Genomic DNA, 15,937 nt, shown 5'->3' with positions numbered 1-15,937 from the left:
CGTAGTCCAGCACCACGCACCATCCTCCTTGTCGACGTGGAGAGCTTCGGTGACAGGTCGCGAACCGACCAGCACCGGCTGGTCGTTCGCGAGGGGATGTACGGCCTGCTCGAGACGGCTTTCGCCGACAGCGGTGTGCCGCTGGCGTCCATCAAGATCGAGGACCGCGGCGACGGCGCCCTGGTGCTGCTCTCGGCCGACGTTCCCAAAGCCGCGCTCGTCGACCGCATGCCCCCGAAGATCGAAGCTGAGCTGCGTCGCTACAACGCGCTGCACTCCATCGAGGCCCGCATGCGCCTGCGGATCGCGCTGCACGCCGGTGAGGTTCGCGACGACAAGTACGGCGTTGTCGCCGACGCGGTGAACTTCACCTTCCGCATCCTGGAGGCGCGGGAGGCGAAACGCGCCCTGGCGGAGTCGACGGCCGGTTTCGTGCTCATCGTGTCCGACTGGTTCTTCCAGTCCGTTGTGACGCATGAGCCTGCCGCGCATCCGGCGGCGTTCCGGGCGATCCCGGTCGACGTCAAGGAAACCCACACCAAGGCGTGGATCCGCCTGTTCGGCGAAGTGCCCGCGCGGACGCACGTCCAGCGGCGGCAGACCCCGCGGCGCGAACCGACTCTCAGAGAGCTCAGCGAGATCGTCGACGTTCTCCTGGAGATTCCTGTCCTGGAGACAAAAGAAGGACGCGATCAGGTCCTGCGGGAGCTCGATTCGGACATCTGGTCCTCGATCCCGCGGCACCTGACGGCGAAGACCGACCTGGTCAGCATCGTTCGCACGTGCCTGAGACACGGCGACGCGTGGCAACAGCTGGTCGAGGCGATCCGATTCTTCGCAGGAGGTTTCGATGCCGTGACCAAGCTGGAAGCGACGCAGGACCGCCTCGAGCTCGAAGGCGATCAGTAGCACCTTCAGCGCAGCGGGAAAAGGTCCGTCCGCACCTCATCGAGGCGTAACGACGGCATTACACTCGGTATGCGACACAGTGATGAGGTCGTTACCGCGGAGCATCACGACTCGGGAGGCCCACAGGTGGACGAGTTCGCAAAACGAATCGACGCAGACCTGGTCGATCTGAACGGCATTCCTTTTGACGCACTCGATTCTGTGGACGGGCCGGAGCTGACTTCATCGGAGAGCCGATTCCTGCGGCAGATCGACCATCCGAGCAGCAGCATCGGAGGGCACAACTCGTAGCGATGGGCACGCGGTCCTTTCGTCACCACCGGATGACCCCGGAGCAACTGGACGCACTGGCCTCACACACGTCCGCCGGCTCCGCGGTGCACGAACTCGGCCTGGCTGAACGCAGCAGGCGGATGCTGGCGTTGCGACTGGTGCTCCGGTTGGCGCGGGAACAACCGGCCGCTCGCGGGCCGCTGGCGCCGGTCGACGAGGCCTGGAACGTGCTGACCCTGGCTCAGCGCGAGGCGCCCGCCGAGATCGCGGCAATGCTCGCGGACCCGCAGCTCGGCCTCTGGACGGCGCACGCGCTGCGGCGGCTGCGCGGCACCGTCGAAAATGATCCCGCGCCGCTTTGGTTCCAGCTCGGACAACTTGACGCGTTCGCCGGCGCCGCGGCGATCAGAGCTGCCATACCCTTTCGTCTCACCATTCCCGCGTGGGATGGAAATGTGGTGTTGCCGACCCTCGGATCCGCGCATCTCGACGGCTGCGCTGGATGGGGGACGGCCGAAATTGTTTCGGATGCGAATGGGCCCCGCGTCGAAAGTGCCGGTGCGACTGTCGCGGTGGCCCCGAACAAGACCGGCTGGCACGCTTTCCACTATTTCCGCGGCGCCGATCTGGAACTGCGCCTCGACGACGCCGGTCCGCACCGCGGACTCACAGGCCTGCAACCACCCCAGCCGCTGGCCGCCGACGAGTCGGCGCGGTGGCTCGGGCTGCTCGGCGACGCGTGGCAGCTGCTGACCCGTGGTCACGAGCCCTGGGCGAGGGAACTGGCACTGGGCCTGACCTCGATCGTTCCTCGTCCGGCGACGTTCCGCTTCAGGCCCCACAGCGCCTCGGTGGGCGACGGTTTCGGCGGTGCGATCGTCTCGGCACCGTACGACGCCGCCCAACTCGCGGTCACCCTCGTCCACGAGTTCCAGCACAGCAAACTGAACGCGATCGGCCACCTCGAGCCTCTCTTCGACGACGACTCGACGCTCGACGCCTATTCGCCGTGGAGAGATGACCCGAGGCCCACTGGCGGGCTCTACCAGGGCGTTTACGCGTTCATCGCGGTGATGGAGTTCTGGGAACAGGAACGGCATCGCTTGCGAGAAAGGGAACGCGACCTCGCCGAGTTCGAGTTCGCATTGCTGCGTGAGCAGACCGGAACCGCGATCGGTGAGCTGAAGTGCCGGCGCTCGCTCACCGAGGCAGGCCGCCGATTCGTCGCAGGCGTCGAATCCAGGTTCACGCCCCACGGATCGGACGCTGTGCCCGAGCACCTCCTGCGCGCGGCGGAGCGTGCGGCCGCCGACCACCGGATCGGGTGGCGGGTCGGCCACGTGCGCCCGGACGCCGAACTGGTGCGAGATGCCGTCGCCGCCTGGGCGCCCGGAAGCGCCGCGCCGACCACCGAAAGGCCGGTGCGCCACCACCGGCTCGACGTCAAGGCGGTGCTCGCGCGAGTCCTGCTCGCCGATCCGGCGGACCTGAAGGCGGCCAGGGACCTTCTCGGTTCGACGGCACAGGTCGCCGACGGAGCGGGGGAGGGCGACTTCGCCTTCGTCACCGGTGCCCTGGAGGAAGCTCGCGACCTCTATCTCGCGGAGCTCAGCAGGCCGTGTGACCGTCCTGGCGCATGGGCGGGCTTGGCTCTGGCTCTCGACGAACTCGATCCGGGACCTGCCTCGCGCGTTCTCGTCGAGCTGCCGGAACTGGTCAGCGCCGCGCACACGGCAGTGACCCTGGCAACCGGCGAGGCCCCCGATCCGGAGGCGCTCGCCGGCTGGTTCGCCGAACGAACGGGCTAGAGCGGCATCGGGTCGATGTCGCAGTTGGCCCTGGTGGCGAGATCCTCGAGCTGGGTCACGGCGGGGTGGTCACCCAGCCGGGCGCGCAACGCCTGCAGAGCATTCGCCCGCAGCCGGTCGCCCTCTTCGACGCGCCCGATCGCCCGCAGGTCCTGAGCCAGGTTCGCCTGACACGTCAGCGTGGTCGGGTGGTCAGCACCCAGCGCCGCGATCGTCTGACTCGCCGTGGTCGCGTCCAGGTCGTGCGCCGCCTGGAACTCCCCGAGCGCGTACAGGTCGCTCGCGAGGTTGATCGCGGTCACCAGGGTGGACGGGTGCTCGTCACCGAGCCGCGCCCGGAACGTCGCGAGCGTTTCCTGGTTGAGCTCCTGCGCCGCGGCGTGGTTGCCGAGCAGGCGGTGCAGCACCGCGACGTTGACCGCGGCCGACAGCGTGTGCGGGTGATCGGGACCGAGCGATCGCTGATAGCGCTTCAGCGTCTCGGTGCCCACCTGCATGGCGATGCTGATCTTGCCGAGATGCCTGAGGTCGATCGACTTGCCCAGTGCGGCGGCCAGCGTGTCCGCGTGGTTGTCGCCGTACCTTGTCGTCAGGCCGTTCACTGCCTCCTCCGACGCGAGCAGCGCACGATCGTGATCGCCTGCCTTGCGACGCATCGCGCTCAGCTGGCGAACAGCACGCAGCAGCGCGGGGTTGACGTCCTCGTACAGCCGGCGGTAGGTGGCGACGATGTCCTCGTGCCGCACCGCGGCACCTCGGTAGTCGCCCATCTCCCGCATGTCGATCGTCAGACCGATCTCGGTGATCAGGGTCAGCGCGTGGTCCCGGCCGAACATCTGGACCTTCCGGTCCCAGGTGTCCTCGTCGAGCTGCTGTGCCTCCGCGAACTTTCCGGCGAGCCGGAGACTCACGCCGAGGTTGTGCGCCGCGTTCAGCGTCACCGGGTCCTCGTCGCCGAATGCGCGGACGCATCGCTCGTAGTTGACCCTGGACAGTTCCAGTGCGGTGGCGAAGTCACCCCGTGCCCGGTTGTCCGCAGCGACCGCGCCGACCGCCTCGACCGTGTCCTCGTGGTTGTCTCCCAGCGTGCGCTGGCAGGCCTCCAGGATTCCCGCGTTGAGCTCGGCCGCTTGGGAGTAATGGCCGAGCATCCACAGCATGAAGCCGAGCCACCTGCCGACCTTCAGCGTCTCCAGGTCGTCGGGACCCAGCCGTACCACCCAGATGTCGTAGATCTGGCGGGACAGTTCGGCGCTGCGCTCGTGCTCACCCCAGAAGTAGAGGAATCGCACGAGGTTGTAGGCGAGATCGCGGACCGACTGGTCCTCGGACTCGATCGCGTTGGACTTGATCACGTGGGTGTGCAGCTCGGCGTACTTCGACCAGAAGTCGGAGTCGTCCGGTGCGTTCGGGTCGTTGGCGGCGAGAATCAAGTGAGCTGCGTGCCTCATCGTTTCGCGTTCGTTTTCGGACATCTGATTGATGAGCACCATCTGAACCAGGCGGTGCATTTCAATCGAGTTCGAGCGGTGGTCGACACGTGCGAGCGCGAACCGGTTGATGTCCCGGATCACCTCGTTGAACCGAAGACGGTCCCGAAGAGCCCGTTTCAGGTCGGGGGTCACATCGATGTGCCGGGCATTGGTGAACATCGTCCTCGGCACCGGCTCGGGAGCGAAGAAGGCACAGGTCTGCAGGATGCTCAGCGCCGCGGGATTTCTTTCCTGTAGTCCCGCCAGCGACACGTTCCACGCAGCGGCCACCGAAGTGGGGTAGTCCAGAGTCGTCGGCGCGTCGAGCATCTCCAGCTGTTTTTCCTTGAGGAGCTCGAGGTACTCGTTCGCCGGCATACCGGTCTCCGCGCGCCAGGCCGCGGCCTGGGCAACCGCAAGTGGGAGGTCTCCCAGAGCTTCGGCGAGGCGGCTCGCGTCCTTGTCGGTGATGTCCGGTCCGCGACGTTTCAGCAGCTGCACGCTTTCTTCGCGTTCGAACACCTTGACCTCGAGAGGGCGTGCGATGCTCAACCACTGCGAATTGCGAGAGGTGACGAGAATGCGGCCGGGTCCGCCGGTCGGAAGGTACTCGCTCACCTTTTCGGGATTGTCCGCGTTGTCGAAGATGAGCAGCCAGTTCGGCGGGATCTTGCGGTTTCCGCCGCCCTTGAGCGCGTCCAGTACGGGCTGGACCGCGACGTTGGCGGCCGTGCCGACACCGAGTTCCAGGCGCTCGCCGAGTTCCACCAGTGAGTTGACGATCTGAACGGTGCGTTCCGCCGGAATCCACCAGATCATGTCGAACTTCGCCCGGTATCGATATGCGTACTCGATCGCCAACGCGGACTTTCCGACACCGCCGAGCCCGTGCAGCGCTTCCGGGAGCACGGCCGCGGTCGCACCGGGTTCAAGGCGTTCGTCGAGCTGTGTCAGCAAATCTTCGCGGCCCGTGAAGTTGGAGTTTCGAGGCGGTACGCCGCCGAATATCGCAGGCGACCTGGTGGTGGACTTCCCGGCCTCCCTCTTGGAATCGGCGGTCGTGGTCACCCCGTGCCCTCCTGCGTTTCTGTTGGTCGCTCCAGTTGGCGATGGTCTGTGTTCGGTGGCCCCGCGTTCAGCATGGCCGACGGGGTCCCTGGTCCGCGCAGGAATCCGGAGCGCATTTCGGGAGGCGCGGGCGCCGCTCATGTGCATGCCGGACAACGCTTCCTGTGCCACGAGGTCGGTCGCGAAGTAGGACTCGGTGGAGGGCGTCACGTCGTGCGCCTGCACGACTGGACTCTCTTCCTCGTCAAGTCCTGGTCGGCCGAGTTGCCGGATGTTCTCGAAGCGTTCGCCGTGGTAGGCGTGGGCGATCTCGCGCACTCTCGCCGTGTTGACCCGCCGGCCACACGCGAGCAGTTCTTCGCGAACCCCGAGGCTGAACTCGAAATTCACGCCATCGAAGGATTCTTCGGTTCTCGGTGTCACGAGCGAGCTGCCCAGGAACTCGGACAGGTGAGCGAGCTGAGAGGAGGGAAGCAGTTTGTCCCTGATCTGCGTCATCAGCCCCAGTGCGAGCGGTGCCGCGGCGAGCAACGTCGCGAGCTCCGTCGTGGCGGGACTGGCGGCCGCCCTGAAGTCCGCGACCAGCCGCGCCGGTGGGGCAGATCGGTCGTACCTCGGTGGGAGGTCGGCCGGTTCCGCCGGCACGAGGAGCGCGCCGAGGTCGGTCCAGTCCGCTCGGCCACCCGCGGCCAGGCCCACCCAGGCGCCCAGTCCGGCGGAGTCGAGTTCCACGACGGGGACGGGCATCGCGTCCTCGAGGCCGTCGAACACGCCAGGTGCCGCCACCTGCGGTTCCCAGTCGAGGCGGGTGCTCGGGACGCCGGTCGCACGGGACCGCAGCCGCACCCGGTGCACCTCGAGTCCAACGCGGTGCCACATGAACCACGGCAGCACCTGCACCAGAGCCAGCGGGTGCACGGATCCCCAGCGCCGCAGGGCGGACATCATCGCGGCGGTTCGCCAGAGGTCGGCGATGCCGTCGGTGAGCACCAGCACGATGCGGCGCAGGGTGGGGTCGATGGCCTCGGCGATGCTCCTGGCCTGCGCTTGGTTACCCGGCCCGCGCAGTGCGGGCAGGCCGTCGCGGGCGACGAGGAGTCGCACGTGCACGTTGCGGAAGGCGTTCTGCCGCCTGAGAGTCTCGGCGAACTCCCGTGCGGTGGCCCGCCAAAGTCGCATCGACTCGCTGTTGTCGACGATGAGCAGCACGTCCCAGCGCGGCTCGTCCGCCGAGGAGTAGACGGGCAGCCACCTGGGGTCGACGACCGCGCGTGCCGCGGTGGCGTCCTCGTCCAACTCCTTGCCGGCGGCGGACGGAACGACCTGTTTCAACGGTCTGAGGGCGCGCGGAATGGCGCGGTCCAGGCGCGCAGGCGATTCCGCTGCGCTGAACGTGACAACTCCGCGACTCGCGATCCTGGTCGCTGACTCGATCGCCGGGTCAGTGCCGGCACTCGGCTCGAACTCGGCTCGCCGAAAGGAGTCCTGCGCGGGTGAGGGGAGACCTTCCGGCTGCCGCGCGCCAGGGGGTTCCCTGCTCGCCGCGTCACCGGATTCCGTTCTGAAGGCACGCTGATCGTCGAGTCCTTGTGCGCGCACCAGCCAGATGGCGTCGGCGACGTCTCTGGCCGTGATGTCCCCGGCGGAGACGGGGGCGATATCTGGAACCGCATTGTTTCCTAACTCGTCCACAGGCGGTCCCGGACTACTGTGGGCGCCCAGCCACGGGCGCAGCGTACCGGCGGTCGATTCATGGCGGATCACGACCCCGAGAGTCGGTGCCAGATGGAGTTGAGCAGGTTGTCCCAGGCCTCCTTGTCCACCTGGCCTCTGAGCGCCGGACGAACCAGGTGGATTGCGTTCAGCAATTGATCGGCGGCCAGACCGTCATTTTTCTTGCTGCGGTCGGAGAATATCCTGATCAACTGCTCGGTCAGCTCGGGGTCGCTGTTCGGAAAGTGTGCGAGCACCATTTCTGAAAGGCGCCTCGGGCTGGGGTCGGGATTATCGAGCGTGATGCATCGGCGCAAAAATGCCGGAGGGAAGTCGCGTTCGCCGTTGCTGGTGATGAAGACCAGGGGGAACGCGTGGCACTGAACGGTTCCGTCGGTGATCGGAGCTGTTCGTCCGGTGTCGGCGGTGTGGACGACCACTTCTGCTTCGCGGTCTCGCACGCGGATGAGTTCGGGAATCGAGAACTCGCCTTCCTCGAACACGTTGAGGAGGTCGTTCGGCAGGTCCACGTCGCTCTTGTCTATTTCGTCGATGAGCAGAACGCGAGGTAACCGATGAGGGAGCAGTGCGGTTCCGAGTGGTCCGAGGTGGACGAAGTTGCCGATCGAGCTGTTTTCGTTCAGGCCGATCGCCTGGGCTCGGCCGAACGAGTCATAATCCCACAGTCCCGATTTCAGCGTGGTGCGACTCGTGATCGGCCAGCGAAGCACTCGTCCGAGCGAGAGTTCCCGTGCGACGGCGTGAGCCAGGCTGGACTTGCCGGAGCCGGGTTTGCCCGTGATCAGGACGGGCCGCGCGAGGGCGATCGCCGCGTTCACCCGTTCGAGAACCGCCTGGTCGGTGCTGCGGGCGATGTCCGCGCGACCCAGGCGTCGCCGTGCTTCGTGCTCGTCGAGCTCCGGAGCGACCAGGTCGGGCGAGCCCCGGAAACTTCGCCACGGCGGTGGCGTCGGCCATTTCGCATCCCGCTCGGCGGTAGGCATGACCTGGCCCGTTCCCCGGTATATCCACCAATCGGGTGAAGGCGACGGATGGGGTGCGGGTAAGCCGTCCTGATCCCCGTTTCGGCTGTCTCCCAACATCAGCCGGTTCCTTTCTCCGCGTCGAACCAGAGTCCCGAGTCCGGCAGGCGATCAGGGTTCTCCCAGAGGATCGCCATGCTTCTGCCTGCGTGTGCGACGTCCTTGCTGGCGTGCTGGCGCAGCGCGTCGCGACGCAGTTCCGCGATGCGCTGCGGAAGATCCGTGACCGATCCGTCCTCGAGCATTCTTTCCAGTGCCTCGCGAAAGAGCTTGGACGCGCAGTCCTGCCGATCCCAGAGGATGGCGGGAATGCCCGCGTGGAAAGCCATGCTGGCTTCGCGCCACGCGGTTCCGTCGCGCTCCATGGGGGGTTCGCTGAGTACGAAGCCCACCACCTGGGGATCTGCGAGATGGGTGGCGAGCATGGTGAAGTAGTCGTCACCGCTCGGAACGCTCTGGTAGAGCCGATTGGCGGCGGACTGGGTCTTGAGGGATTTCCAACGTTGTTTCCACGCCAGGTGGTTGCGCCGGTAGCGCATTCGCTCCAGGCTGCGCAGCACCACCGGATGGTCAACGGCGAGTGGCACGGTGTCGTGCGACATCGAGGACTTCTTCCAAAACTCCACCGGGGTGTTCAGCATCTCCCAAGGAAGCACCATCTCCAGATTGATGGCACCTTCGGGTGGGGTTTTGTGCGCACCCAGTTCGATCTCCACGTCGCGCACGACCAGGTCGACTTCGTTCTCCAGGGCGGCGCGTGGCACGGGCGCGTCGCCCTGGTGCTGGGCGCCCCAGTGCTCGCCATCCCACTGCCGCCAGTGGGACAGCAGGAAGCGTTCGGGATCGGCCGGCGCCGGATCGAACTGGATCAGCAGGTGGATCGAGTTGGGCTCGTTGGCCTCGGGGCGCCGCACGGGGCGTTCCTTGGTGTGCGCGAGCCGGTCGGTGAGCTCGAACTGCTCGGCCCACGCGGTGACGCGGCGGCGGAGATCGGTCGCGATCATGTCGTTGTCGATCTGCTCCGCGACGCACTCCAGGAAGCTCATGGCCGGTGGCAGTGAGCCGGCTGCGGCGTTGGCGCCCGCCAGGTGCAGGAACGCCGCCCAGATGGTCCGATGCGACCGGGGCAGTTCGAGCACGCGATACCCGGTGGCGATGCCGACCAGCTTGCGCAGGAGCGCCACCTCGGTCGCTTCGTCGTCGGCGAGGCACAGCGTCAGCAACGTTTCGCGCAGGCTTGCCCACTCGTTGGTCGGCAACGCGCGAACCGCGTGCCACTCGTCGCACAGCAGTGCCAACTCGTCGAGTGAGGGTGCCCGCGGCTCAAGTAATCGGACAGAGTCCACCAGCCCCTGCAGGCCACCGGTCTGCCGGCAGCAGTCGAGCAGGACGTGCACCAGTTGCTGGCGTGGCTGGGAGTCGCCGTGCAAGGAGACCGGCGATTCCAGTGCGTCGCTGAGGACTTCCGTCAGCAGCTGTCTGCCGTCCTGGCTGCGTAGTACCTGGCACAGCTCCAGTGCATCGATCAGCTCCTGCTGTATTCGCAGTTGTGCTTCTCTAGCCCCCGCTATCAGTCCCACGAGCCGTCCCCCCTCGTTGGCCAGCCTCCGGGAACTATGGATTGTCTCGCCTGGCACCGTCTCTATCTAGGGCCAGGACGGTTTCGTTTCCGTCCAAGTGTTCGGGATCCGACCACGCGCGACCCTCGTGTCCTGCTTCAGCGAGCACTCGAATCCAGGTCGTGGTTTGGTGATCATGCACACGGGGTAAGAACCGACGCACCTGGAGTAACGTCCACTCCCGGTCGTTCGTGTTCGACTTTGTTGAAGTCCGGGAGGTGGGCCGTGTCGGTGTCGGTGTTGGCCGAGGCGGATCTGCGGCTTGACGCGGGGCCGATCGACTACGCGTTGCTCGTCATCTACTTCGTCGTCGTGCTCGGCATCGGCGTGATGGCGCGACGATCCGTCTCGTCCAGTCTCGACTTCCTGCTGTCCGGCCGATCGTTGCCGGCGTGGGTCACCGGGCTCGCGTTCATCTCGGCGAACCTCGGCGCGCTCGAGTTGATGGGCATGACGGCGAACGGCGCGCAGTACGGCATGGCGACCGTGCACTACTACTGGATCGGCGCCATCCCCGCGATGGTGTTCCTCGGTCTGGTGATGATGCCGTTCTACTACGGCTCCAAGGTGCGCAGCGTTCCCGAGTTCATGCGCCGCCGGTTCGGCAAGCCGGCTCACCTGGTCAACGCCATCAGCTTCGCCGTCGCGCAGATCCTGATCGCGGGCATCAACCTGTTCGCGCTCGCGGTGATCATCGACGCGCTGCTCGGGTGGCCGTTGCCGGTGTCCATCGTGGTCGCCGCGTTGGTGGTGCTCGCGTACACGACGCTTGGTGGTCTGAGTGCGGCCATCTACAACGAGGTGTTGCAGTTCTTCGTCATCGTGGCCGCGCTGGCGCCGCTCACGATCGTCGGCCTGATCAAGGTCGGCGGCTGGCAGGGGCTCGTCGAGAAGGTGACGGACCAGGAACAGCTCTCGGCGTGGCCCGCCACAGAACTCACCGGAATCGAGAACCCGGTGTGGAGTGTCATCGGGTTGGTGTTCGGTCTGGGCTTCGTCCTGTCGTTCGGTTACTGGACGACGAACTTCGCCGAGGTGCAGCGCGCGATGTCGGCGAAGTCGATGTCGGCGGCCAAACGTACGCCGATCATCGGCTCGTACCCGAAGGCGTTGATCCCGGCGATCATCATCATCCCCGGCATCATCGCTGCGGTGATCGTGCCGGAGATGGCACAGCTCAAGGCGGGCGACACGAGCAGTGGCGTGGTCTACAACAACGTGCTGCCGCTGCTGATGCGCGATCTGCTGCCCAACGGCATCCTCGGCATCGCGATCACCGGTCTGCTGGCCAGCTTCATGGCCGGTGTCGCGGCGAACGTCAGCTCGTTCAACACCGTCTTCACGTACGACCTGTGGCAGGACTACATCAAGAAGGACCGGCCGGACGAGTACTACCTGCGGGTGGGACGTCTGGCCACGGTCGGCGCGTGCGTGCTCGCGATCGGCACGGCGTTCATCGCGGCGGCGCTCGGCGGGTCCAACATCATGGACTACATCCAGGCGTTGTTCTCGTTCTTCAACGCACCGCTGTTCGCGACGTTCATCGTCGGCATGTTCTGGAAGCGGATGACGCCCACGGCCGGTTGGGTGGGTCTGCTCGCGGGCACGTTCACCGCGATGTTCATCTACGCGATCTCGGAGCCGTCGTTCGGCATCAAGTGGCTGGAGCTGCCTGGGCAGGGCGCGAGCTTCCTCGGTGCGGGACTGGCGTTCGCGGTGGACGTGGTCGTGTCCGTCGCGGTCAGCCTGGTCACGCGGCCGAAGCCGGACAGCGAGCTCGTCGGGCTGGTCTACAGCCTGACGCCCAAGAAGGACAGGTCGCACTCCACCACCGGCGAGGACGCGGGCTGGTACCGCTCGCCCGCCCTGCTCGGTGGCGGAGTGCTGGCGCTGACGACCGTTCTCTACTTCATCTTCGGCTGAGGGAGGCCGCCATGAGGTTGTTCGACCTGCGACTGATCATCGCTTTCCTCTTCGGCCTGTACGGCGTCGTACTCGTCGTCATCGGGCTCGGATTCACCACCGACGACGACCTGAAGAAGGCCGAAGGGGTCAACATCAACCTGTGGGCCGGCGTCGCCATGGTGGTGCTCTCGGCGGTCTTCGCCGCGTGGGCGACGCTGCGGCCTCAGTTCGCGGACACGGACAAGCAGCCGCTCAAGGAGCTATGACTGGGGACGACCAGGGTAAACGGGGTTGAAGGCCTCGATCGTCCACGCGTCGAGCCAGTTGACTGCGCGGCGAATTCGGTTGAACACGTCTCTCCTTCTGTCGGGGTCTTCACCCAGTACGACGCGTTGATCTTCTGAATCGTTCCCGTAGCGCTGCGTGACATGTGCCACGGGGTAACTCGGGGTACCGCCCACGAAGGCGCGTGAAGGTCGCTACCGTGCACGTCGTGCCTCGTTTTCGTGCCACCGCCGTGGTCGCCGCCGCCGCGTTGCTGATGGCCGGTTGCGCGACCGGTCCCGGTCTTGCCAAGACCCACTCGCCGCGGCGCACCGTGCAGGCTGGTGCGGACGCGACCTCGGCCGATCCGTCGACCAAGCCGTCCGCGCAGCCGAACAAGCCGGTCGAGCCGGCGTTCTCCGCGGAACGGCTGCGGCTGGTCAACCCGTGCGCGTTGATCGAGAAGGACGTGCTGCAGACGGTCGGCACGCCGTCGAAGTACTCCAGCAGCAGCTACACGCGTTGCGCGAACTACATGAAGGACAAGGCGGGCAAGACGCTCAACATCACGCTGGACATCGGCTACTCGCTGACCTCCAGCGAGGTGAAGAACGCCACCAAGCAGCTCGCCGGGCTGAAGAGCGGCGAACAGAAGCTGACGACCTCGTGCGCCATCACGGCGTTGACGCAGGAGAACCCGGCGCAGGCCGCGCGGGTCTCGGTGAGCACCGGCAACGACGGCGGCGAGGCGTGCGAACCGGCGCGCAAGGTGCTCGAGGGCGCGGTGCGCAAGCTCAAGGGCAACCCGCAGAAGTACAACCCGCCCAAGGGCTCGCCGGTGGTGGTCGACCCGTGCACGATCGTGGAGAAGTCGACGCTCGCGCCGGTGCTGGGTGCGTCGCCGCGGCAGCTGGCGTTCGGCCTGCACCAGTGCTCGTGGTCCGGGCAGAACGCGCAGATGCAGATCGAGTTCAAGACGGCGCGCATCCCGAAGGACGGTAAGTTCGACAGCAAGTCCGTCGAGACGGACCTCGGCAACGGGGTCAAGGGCTACCAGGCGCTCAAGGACGGTCCGTACCCGACCTGCGAGCTGGTCGTCGTGCGCACGAAGGACGCGAGCGACGCCGGTGAGATCGTGGAGTTCCAGGTGGGAGCCTCGAAGGAGAAGGAGCTGGACCGCTGTGCGGCGGCCCAGACGTTCGCCAAGGCGGTACTGCCCGCCCTTCCCGCGGCGTGACGAGGCCAGGCGGGGGCTGAAAGTTCTTCGAGTACGGGTTAGTGTCGAGGTTACTGGCGAGTACCTGGAGGGCCCCATGACGCAGACCGCTTCGGACAGCGCGCTGTCGGCCGATGGCGAGCAGCGGCGGTTCGCATCACTGGACCCACGTACGGGCGAAGTCGTCGCGCACCACCCGATCCACACCGCGGCCGAGGTCGAGGACGCGGTGTCCTCGGCGCGCGAGGCCGCCGCGTGGTGGGCCGGACTCGGCTTCGAAGGCCGCAAGACGAAACTCGACGCGTGGCGCAGAGTCCTGTCGAAGCGCGCCGACGAGTTCATCACGCTGATCAGCGCGGAGACCGGCAAACCCGCCGACGACTCCCGCGTGGAGATCACGCTCGTCATGGACCACCTGCACTGGGCTTCCCGGCACGCCGGGCGCGTGCTGGGCAAGCGGCGGGTCTCCTCGGGCATGCTGATGATCAACCACGGCGCGACGCTCGAGTACCGGCCGTTGGGCGTCATCGGCGTCATCGGGCCGTGGAACTACCCCGCGCACACGCCGATGGGTTCGATCTCGTACGCGCTGGCCGCGGGTAACGCCGTGGTGTTCAAGCCGTCCGAGTTCACGCCGGGTGTGGGCACGTTCCTCGCGTCGACGTTCGCCGAGGCCGTGCCGGAGTACCCGGTGTTCCAGGTCGTCACGGGCTTCGGCGAGACGGGTGCCGCGCTGTGCGCCGCGGGGGTCGACAAGATCGCGTTCACCGGCTCCACCCGGACCGGCAAGAAGGTCATGGCCGCGGCCGCTGCCTCGCTGACGCCGGTGCTGGTCGAGTGCGGCGGCAAGGACGCGCTGATCGTCGACTCGGACGCCGACCTGACCGCCGCCGCCGAGGGCGCGATCTGGGGCGCGGTGTCGAACGCCGGCCAGACGTGCGCGGGCGTGGAGCGGATCTACGTGGCCGAGGACGTCGCCGACGAGTTCATCGAGATCGTGGTGAAGCGGGCGAAGAAGCTCAAGCCGGGCGGTGAGTCGACCGCGAACCTCGGGCCGATCACGATGCCGGCGCAGGTGGAGATCATCCGCGAGCACGTGCAGGACGCGCTGGACCGCGGCGGCAAGGCGCTGGTGGGCGGAGCGGAGTCGATCAGGCCGCCGTACGTCGAGCCGGTCGTGCTGACGGACGTGCCGGAGGACTCGCTGGCGGTCACCGAGGAGACCTTCGGGCCGACCGTGGTGATCAAGCGGGTGCCGAACGCGCTGGAGGGCGTGCGGCTGGCGAACCAGTCGAAGTACGGGCTGGGTGCCGCCGTGTTCTCGAAGGCACGCGGTGAGGAACTGGCCGCCGAGCTCCGGGTCGGCATGGTGTCGATCAACTCCGTGCTGACCTACGCGGCGATCCCCGGGCTGCCGTTCGGTGGTGTCGGCGACTCCGGGTTCGGGCGCATCCACGGCGAGGACGGGCTGCGCGAGTTCGTCTACGCCAAGGCCGTGACGAAGCTGAAGTTCGCGTCGCTGATCAACATGGCGACGTTCGACAGGTCGTCGATGGCGGGCAAGCAGATGCTGCGGCTCGCGCGGATGCTCTTCGGACGCTGAGCACCCGCGCGGTCGCGGGTGCTCACGCGCCGACCTGCTTCTTGAGGTCGTCCAGGACCACGTTCGCGGCGAGCACGCCGAGGCCGAGGAAGTAGGTCTCGTCGAGCACCGGCTTGGCCTTGCCGGCCTTGACGGCGTTCAGGCCGCTCCACAACGGACCGCCGAGGACCGAGGCCGTCGCGGTCTTCGCCGGGTCGCCGTAGGTGGAGTAGAGGACGAAGTCGCCGTCGGCCTTGCCGATCTGTTCCGCGCTCACCTCGGCGGCCAGGTCGTCGACCTGGGACGGGGACGGCTGCGGGATCTTGGCGTCGATCAGGATCGTGCCGATGAAGGACTTCTTGGCGTACAAGCGGATGCGGCCCGGCATGAAGCGCAGTGCCGTCACGGTCGGGCGCACGCCGAGCTTCTTCTCGATGGCGGTGCCGGTCTCGGTGGCCTTGTTCGTGTAGTCCTCGAGCATCTTCGCGGCGTCGGCCTGGCGGTCGAGCGCGGCGGCGTTGAGGAGGAAGTTCTCCTTCCACACGTAACCGGGGCGCACGGAGAAGACGGTGGGGGCGATCGCCGCGAGCTTCGGGTAGAGGGCTTCCGCGCGCAGCTGCGAGCCCAGGATCAGGTCCGGGTTCAGCTTGGTGATCGCTTCGAGGTTGAGGTTGTTGGTCGTGCCGACGTTCTCCGGCGTGCCGCCCTTCTCCCCGATGTAGGAGGGCATGGTCGGCGAGCCGTCGGTGTAGGCGATGCCGACCGGCTTGATGCCGAGGGCGACGACGTTGTCGAGCTCGCCGGTGTCGAGCACGATCACCCGTTCGGGTTTCTTCTCGAGCTTGGTCTCACCCATCGCGTGCTTGATGGTGCGCGGGAACTCGCCGGGCTTCTGCGTCGTGCCGAACCCGTTGCTCAGCTCGTACGCCTTGCCGAAGTCCTGCCCGCCTTGGGCGACGGTCGGTTTGTCCGGCGCGCTGGAACACGCGGTCAGGGTCAGGGCGACTGCCACGAGCAGCGCTGCGCTCTTCGACACGACGTTGTTCCTCCACTACGGAACGTGAT

Annotated in this window: 11 protein-coding genes; 7 read left to right on the top strand and 4 right to left on the bottom strand. The window is 66.8% G+C overall.

Annotated features, from left to right (window positions below; genetic code table 11):
* From B0F77_RS16715 to B0F77_RS16710, 3 genes are all read left to right on the top strand, one after another.
* A partial coding sequence (locus B0F77_RS16715; protein ID WP_211293837.1) for an effector-associated domain 2-containing protein occupies positions 1–909 on the top strand: 909 nt, incomplete at its 5' end.
* A gap of 126 nt (positions 910–1,035) precedes the next feature.
* Positions 1,036–1,200, top strand: a complete 165-nt coding sequence (locus tag B0F77_RS47905) for a hypothetical protein (RefSeq protein ID WP_158102724.1) — start codon at positions 1,036–1,038, stop codon at positions 1,198–1,200.
* A 32-nt stretch (positions 1,201–1,232) separates the two neighbouring features.
* Positions 1,233–2,990, top strand: a complete 1,758-nt coding sequence (locus tag B0F77_RS16710) for an HEXXH motif domain-containing protein (RefSeq protein ID WP_158102723.1) — start codon at positions 1,233–1,235, stop codon at positions 2,988–2,990.
* On the opposite strand, the gene fxsT is transcribed toward B0F77_RS16710, so the two are convergent.
* The 3 genes from fxsT to B0F77_RS16695 all read right to left on the bottom strand — a co-directional run bounded on the left by fxsT (position 2,987) and on the right by B0F77_RS16695 (position 9,923).
* Positions 2,987–7,222, bottom strand: a complete 4,236-nt coding sequence (gene fxsT, locus B0F77_RS16705; protein WP_281252521.1) for an FxSxx-COOH system tetratricopeptide repeat protein — start codon at positions 7,220–7,222, stop codon at positions 2,987–2,989. The genes B0F77_RS16710 and fxsT overlap by 4 nt on opposite strands.
* Before the next feature lie 68 nt (positions 7,223–7,290).
* Positions 7,291–8,247, bottom strand: coding sequence for an AAA family ATPase (locus tag B0F77_RS16700; protein WP_245848279.1), 957 nt, complete (start codon positions 8,245–8,247; stop codon positions 7,291–7,293).
* A gap of 98 nt (positions 8,248–8,345) precedes the next feature.
* Positions 8,346–9,923 carry a VMAP-C domain-containing protein gene (locus tag B0F77_RS16695; protein ID WP_143466777.1) on the bottom strand — a complete coding sequence of 526 codons (1,578 nt, stop codon included), beginning with the start codon at positions 9,921–9,923 and terminating at the stop codon, positions 8,346–8,348.
* 213 nt (positions 9,924–10,136) lie between these two features.
* Between B0F77_RS16695 and B0F77_RS16690 the strand changes: the two genes are divergently transcribed.
* The 4 genes from B0F77_RS16690 (at position 10,137) to B0F77_RS16675 (ending at position 14,893) form a co-directional block, all read left to right on the top strand.
* On the top strand, positions 10,137–11,828 hold the full coding sequence (locus B0F77_RS16690; RefSeq protein ID WP_086663832.1) for a sodium:solute symporter family protein: 1,692 nt from the start codon (positions 10,137–10,139) through the stop codon (positions 11,826–11,828).
* An 11-nt stretch (positions 11,829–11,839) separates the two neighbouring features.
* Positions 11,840–12,076, top strand: a complete 237-nt coding sequence (locus B0F77_RS16685) for a hypothetical protein (protein WP_086663818.1) — start codon at positions 11,840–11,842, stop codon at positions 12,074–12,076.
* 227 nt (positions 12,077–12,303) lie between these two features.
* The gene (locus B0F77_RS16680; protein ID WP_143466776.1) at positions 12,304–13,311 is read left to right on the top strand and encodes a DUF3558 domain-containing protein; all 1,008 of its coding nucleotides are present in this window, start codon (positions 12,304–12,306) and stop codon (positions 13,309–13,311) included.
* A gap of 76 nt (positions 13,312–13,387) precedes the next feature.
* A complete protein-coding gene (locus B0F77_RS16675) occupies positions 13,388–14,893 on the top strand; it encodes an aldehyde dehydrogenase family protein (protein WP_086663816.1) in 1,506 nt (501 codons plus the stop codon).
* 22 nt (positions 14,894–14,915) lie between these two features.
* Here B0F77_RS16675 and B0F77_RS16670 read toward each other — a convergent pair whose 3' ends face one another.
* Positions 14,916–15,908 (bottom strand): ABC transporter substrate-binding protein, encoded by a 993-nt coding sequence (locus tag B0F77_RS16670; RefSeq protein WP_086663815.1) that lies wholly within the window; start codon positions 15,906–15,908, stop codon positions 14,916–14,918.
* Positions 15,909–15,937 lie beyond the last annotated feature (29 nt).

Source organism: Lentzea kentuckyensis (genome assembly GCF_002150765.1).
In the GTDB taxonomy this organism is placed as follows: domain Bacteria; phylum Actinomycetota; class Actinomycetes; order Mycobacteriales; family Pseudonocardiaceae; genus Lentzea; species Lentzea kentuckyensis.
Note: the sequence above shows the minus strand (reverse complement) of the source record. Positions and strands in the feature narration are given on the sequence as shown.

What these genes read in the sequence shown, in the direction of transcription:
- B0F77_RS16675 (WP_086663816.1), top strand. Translation starts at nt 13,388, where the DNA reads ATGACGCAGACCGCTTCGGACAGCGCGCTGTCGGCCGATGGCGAGCAG.
- B0F77_RS16710 (WP_158102723.1), top strand. Translation starts at nt 1,233, where the DNA reads ATGACCCCGGAGCAACTGGACGCACTGGCCTCACACACGTCCGCCGGC.
- B0F77_RS16700 (WP_245848279.1), bottom strand. Translation starts at nt 8,247, where the DNA reads ATGCCTACCGCCGAGCGGGATGCGAAATGGCCGACGCCACCGCCGTGG.
- B0F77_RS16685 (WP_086663818.1), top strand. Translation starts at nt 11,840, where the DNA reads ATGAGGTTGTTCGACCTGCGACTGATCATCGCTTTCCTCTTCGGCCTG.